Source organism: Bacillus timonensis (assembly GCF_000285535.1).
In the GTDB taxonomy this organism is placed as follows: domain Bacteria; phylum Bacillota; class Bacilli; order Bacillales; family Bacillaceae_L; genus Ferdinandcohnia; species Ferdinandcohnia timonensis.
In genome coordinates, this window is record NZ_HE610991.1 from 68,787 (window position 1) to 73,310 (window position 4,524).

Below are 4,524 nucleotides of genomic sequence, written 5' to 3' on the forward strand. Positions count from 1 at the left end.
CGCAAATCCTCAGAATGAGACGCAAAAATCCGAGTTATGACGCAAATCTTCAGGTTGAGACGCAAAAATCTGAGAAATGACGTAAATCTTCGGAGCGAGACGCAAATATCTTAATTTCGACGCAAAACCTCAGAATGAGACGCAAAAATCCGAGTTATGACGCAAATCTTCGGAGCGAGATGCAAAAATCCGAGTTATGACGCAAATCTTCGGAGCAAGATGCAAATATCTGAGTTATGACGCAAATCTTCGGAACGAGACGCAAATATCTTAATTTCGACGCAAATCCACAGAATGAGACGCAAAAATCTGAGTTATGACGCAAATCTTCAGAACGAGACGCAAAAATCTGAGAAATGACGCAAATCTTCGGAGCGAGACGCAAAAATCTTGATTTCGACGCAAAACCTCAGATTGAGATGCAAAAATTTGAGAAATGACGCAAATCTTCGGAACGAGACGCAAATATCTTAATTTCGACGCAAATCTTCAGAATGAGGTGCAAAAATTGGGATTTCGACGCAAATATGGGGATTTCAAAGAAAAAAACGCTGAAGCGACACAAAATCCTGGAATAACAACACAAAATCATGGTAGCTATGACACTCTTCACACTGTAATTTAGGACAGGTATGGTATAATGGGGGTGGATTGAAACCGAATACAGAATTAGGTGGTGTTTTTATGTTAACTGAACAGCAAGTAAAAGAAACCTTAAATCAATTGCAAGATCCATTCTTACATAGAACATTCGAGGAAACGAATGCCGTACAAGAGATTAAAATAAAAGAAGAAAAGAAACATGTTAGTGTAAAAATTGCCTTATCAAAGACTGGTACGGGAGAACAGCTTCAGCTTCAGACTACTATTGTAAATGCTCTTAAACAAGCGGGAGCAGAGTCTGTAGGTTTACGTTTTACTGATTTATCACCAGAAGAACTAGCGAAGTTTAAGACTGAATCATCTGGGGAATCAGCTCCTTTATTATCTCCTGTGAATCAGACAACCTTTATTGCTGTTGCAAGTGGTAAGGGTGGCGTTGGTAAATCAACAGTTTCTGTAAACTTAGCCATTTCTTTAGCAAGACTAGGAAAAAAAGTTGGAATTATCGATGCTGATATTTATGGATTCAGTGTTCCCGACATGATGGGAATCACAAAACGCCCTGTCGTTCGTGGCGAGAAAATTGTACCTGTAGAAAGAAAAGGGGTAAAAGTGATTTCAATGGGCTTCTTTGTAGAAGACAATTCACCGGTTATTTGGCGTGGACCAATGCTAGGGAAAATGTTAAATAACTTTTTTAATGAGGTAGAGTGGGGAGACTTGGATTATTTAGTCCTAGACTTACCACCAGGAACTGGAGATGTGGCGCTTGATGTACACACTATGCTACCACATTGTAAGGAAATTATTGTGACAACTCCACATCCAACAGCTGCATTCGTAGCAGCAAGAGCGGGTGCCATGGCGCTTCGAACTGAGCACGAAATTTTAGGTGTCATTGAGAACATGTCTTATTTTGAAAGCAAGGTAACAGGTGAGAAGGAATATGTATTTGGTAAAGGTGGCGGAGAGAAACTGGCTGATGAGTTACAAACGTCTTTACTAGGTAAAATTCCGTTAGGGCAACCTGACTGGAATGATGATGATTTTGCTCCATCTGTTTATGAGGAAGACCATCCAACTGGAAAAATCTATAATGAAATTGCGCAACGAGTAATTGATTCAATCTAAAAGAAGACCCTCCGATACTAGTGTCGGGGGTCTTTCTTCTATTGAAGGATTAGCTATTACCGCTTCCTTCGCCTTCATCTTTTTTCGCTTTTTCCTGTTTTTGCATTTCTTCTGCAGCTTTAATTAGAATATCTTCAATCTTCGCTTTATATAACGGACTTTCAAGTGTCTCACTGATTACCGTTTGAAGATGTTTTCTAAACTCCTGACTTTTAAGAACGTCCATGAACTGTTCTTCCATTTCAGGGTTTTTGAAAATATCCATCATCATTTTTTGATAGTCGGGATCCTTCATTAAGTCTTTTATGAGCTTTTCGTGTTCTGTTTGCATGCTTTTTGCAAAATCTTCTACAAACTTTGTATCTTCGAATGTCTTTTTCCAAAATTCAACCCCGTTGTCAGAGGTAAGGGTTTCCCGGATGGCATCTTTTACAACTATTTGGTCCATGACGAGGTGCTGTTTAATCTTTTCATCACGCATGAGTTCTTCAATTGCTTTTTTGCCATCGTCAGTTTTCAATATATCGACAACCATCTTTTTGGTTTCTTCATAATCCATTCGATTTTGTTCAATATTTGCTGGGGCACACCCCACTATTGCCAATAGAAAACTAAAAATGAGGAGGAGCAACATCCGTTTTCTCATTTTAAAGCTCCTTTCATAAGGGATCCTTATTTGTTAATATGCTTTTTTTGTTAAAAAATATTCATTGAATGCATGGTGAGAAACTGGCATTCATCCCCTACGTTTTGGTACAATCATATGGTGAATAAAAAGAGCGAGGGGATTATGTCTTGAAAAGTCGAAATTGGGTAAGGTTTTTTCTATCAACCTTACTAGTTGGCGCGATTAGCACAATTATTTTTGGGTTTGCCATTAAATGGAGTGAATATAAAGAATTATTTTTAGCAGCTGATTTCGTTGAAATACTTCTTGTAGTATTTTGGTTCATTGGTGCTGGATTTATTTTTAGTATTATTAGCCAAATGGGCTTCTTTGCCTATCTAACCGTTCACCGGTTTGGGCTAGGATTATTCAAGGGTGTATGGAGCCCTGCGCAGATTGTGGTAATTGCATTTGTTTTATTTGATTTAATTTATTTTCGCTTTAAGGTATTTGCAACCGGAAGTGAAAGTATCTCGTCCTATATTTGGGTACCAATCTTACTTTTAGTCTTTGCTTTAATCATTGCATACTTTAAGAGTAAACAAACAAATAGCAAGGCATTTATACCAGCCGTCTTTTTTATGTTTGTTGTATCTGTCATTGAATGGATGCCTGCAATTCGAGTTAACGATGAGAGCTGGCTTTATTTAATGATTTATCCAATTTTGATTTGTAATGCCTATCAATTATTAATTTTGCCGAAAATAACAAACCAAAAAAGCTGACCATAAGGATCAGCTTTTTTTATTCGACAACTTCACTTTTTACATCTGCATTATTTAGCATGTCACTGACTGTCACAAATGAAAAACCTTTCCCTTTGATTCCTTTTAATACCCCAGGTAGTGCATCTGCAGTTTGCTTAGCCGAATCTGATGCGTGGAACAAAATGATATCTCCACCTTTTACTTTATGTAAAACATTATTTGTTATTTTATCTACTCCAGGATTGTTCCAATCATTTGAATCGATGCTCCAGTGGATAAGGGTGAAACCAAGAGAGTCTAGTATTTTTACAACTCTTGAATCAAAATTCCCATCAGGTGTTCTAAAAAATGAAACAGTTTTTACGCCCATTTTCTTAAATACATCCTGGGCCTTGAAAATATCCTTTTTAATTTGTGCATCTTCTAATTCTGTATAGTTTTTATAATCATATCCTTTTATGCCAATTTGATGACCATCTTTTACGATGCGTTCAACAATTTGGGGGTGTCGCTCAGCCCATGAAGCGGAGAGGAAAAACGTTGCATTTTTTACTCCTTCATTTTTTAATGTGTCAATTATAGGTAGTGCCTTTGTATCTCCCCAACTAATATTAAAAGTTAGTGCAACGGTCTTTTCGCTCTTATCTCCTGTATAAATAACGCGTGGTCCGTTCTCAGTTGAAAAAACAGGAGCAATATTGCCCTTTTCTATGTAAAAAATACTGGCTGTAAATAAAGAAGCGAAAAGAATGATTAATGTTTGTTTAATTCTCTTGCTACTCAGGATGTAGAAAAAATTCATTTTTATCCTCCTTGTCCAAAGCATCTTCTGTCTAAATAATATGCTTGTCATCCAATTTTATGTGTAAACCTTTATTAAAAAATCAAATCATAAAATAACTAATTCTGGTAATAATTAGAATTACAACATACATGAGGTGAAACTATGATTGGATTGTTAGTTGATCAGATAGAAGTGAAAGAATTAGAATATCTTCTAAAAAGAGAGATGGACGAAATACTATTTGATGTGGAAGACGCAAGGATCGATCATATCGTAAAAAGAGCAATGGAGGAAAGATATCAAATCTTATTTCGTTTGTTTAAAAGAATTGCCGATCCTACGGAATGCAGTAGGTATATTCGTTCAAAAAAATTAATAGTAAAAAAGGATAACTGAGGATATGTAAGAAAGGAGGATTGTATAATATCTAGATATGGTCCTCTTTTTAATATAATTCATGGTTTTAAAATAGAGTGTTGACACACGATTTAGATGATGATATATTAATAAACGTCGTCGCTGACGATAACGATATTTCGAAAAAAAGTTTTAAAAAAATGTTGACTTTAAATAGTTGGCATGTTACATTAATAAAGTCGCCTCAACGAGAGGTGCTTCAAAAAAGTTCTTTG

At 36.2% G+C, this 4,524-nt stretch carries 5 protein-coding genes; 3 read left to right on the plus strand and 2 right to left on the minus strand.

What is annotated here, in order from left to right; genetic code table 11:
* The first annotated feature begins 684 nt into the window (after window positions 1-684).
* On the plus strand, window positions 685-1,734 hold the full coding sequence (locus BTHG_RS23125) for an Mrp/NBP35 family ATP-binding protein (protein WP_010285140.1): 1,050 nt from the start codon (window positions 685-687) through the stop codon (window positions 1,732-1,734).
* A 49-nt stretch (window positions 1,735-1,783) separates the two neighbouring features.
* Here the strand turns inward: BTHG_RS23125 and gerD are convergent, their stop codons facing one another.
* Complete coding sequence (gene gerD, locus BTHG_RS23130; RefSeq protein ID WP_010285142.1) at window positions 1,784-2,380, minus strand: spore germination lipoprotein GerD; 597 nt, start codon at window positions 2,378-2,380, stop codon at window positions 1,784-1,786.
* A gap of 149 nt (window positions 2,381-2,529) precedes the next feature.
* Here gerD and BTHG_RS23135 point away from each other — a divergent pair, with 149 nt between their 5' ends.
* Window positions 2,530-3,126, plus strand: a complete 597-nt coding sequence (locus BTHG_RS23135; RefSeq protein WP_010285145.1) for a KinB-signaling pathway activation protein — start codon at window positions 2,530-2,532, stop codon at window positions 3,124-3,126.
* Window positions 3,127-3,145: 19 nt separating this feature from the next.
* Here BTHG_RS23135 and pdaB read toward each other — a convergent pair whose 3' ends face one another.
* Window positions 3,146-3,910, minus strand: a complete 765-nt coding sequence (gene pdaB / locus BTHG_RS23140) for a polysaccharide deacetylase family sporulation protein PdaB (protein WP_010285148.1) — start codon at window positions 3,908-3,910, stop codon at window positions 3,146-3,148.
* A gap of 144 nt (window positions 3,911-4,054) precedes the next feature.
* Here pdaB and BTHG_RS23145 point away from each other — a divergent pair, with 144 nt between their 5' ends.
* Window positions 4,055-4,288, plus strand: a complete 234-nt coding sequence (locus tag BTHG_RS23145; RefSeq protein ID WP_010285150.1) for a hypothetical protein — start codon at window positions 4,055-4,057, stop codon at window positions 4,286-4,288.
* The last annotated feature ends 236 nt before the right edge of the window (window positions 4,289-4,524 follow it).

Bases quoted from the DNA above. Each gene is read 5' to 3' on its own strand.
- gerD (WP_010285142.1), bottom strand. From the start codon at position 2,380: ATGAGAAAACGGATGTTGCTCCTCCTCATTTTTAGTTTTCTATTGGCA.
- pdaB (WP_010285148.1), bottom strand. From the start codon at position 3,910: ATGAATTTTTTCTACATCCTGAGTAGCAAGAGAATTAAACAAACATTA.
- BTHG_RS23125 (WP_010285140.1), top strand. From the start codon at position 685: ATGTTAACTGAACAGCAAGTAAAAGAAACCTTAAATCAATTGCAAGAT.
- BTHG_RS23145 (WP_010285150.1), top strand. From the start codon at position 4,055: ATGATTGGATTGTTAGTTGATCAGATAGAAGTGAAAGAATTAGAATAT.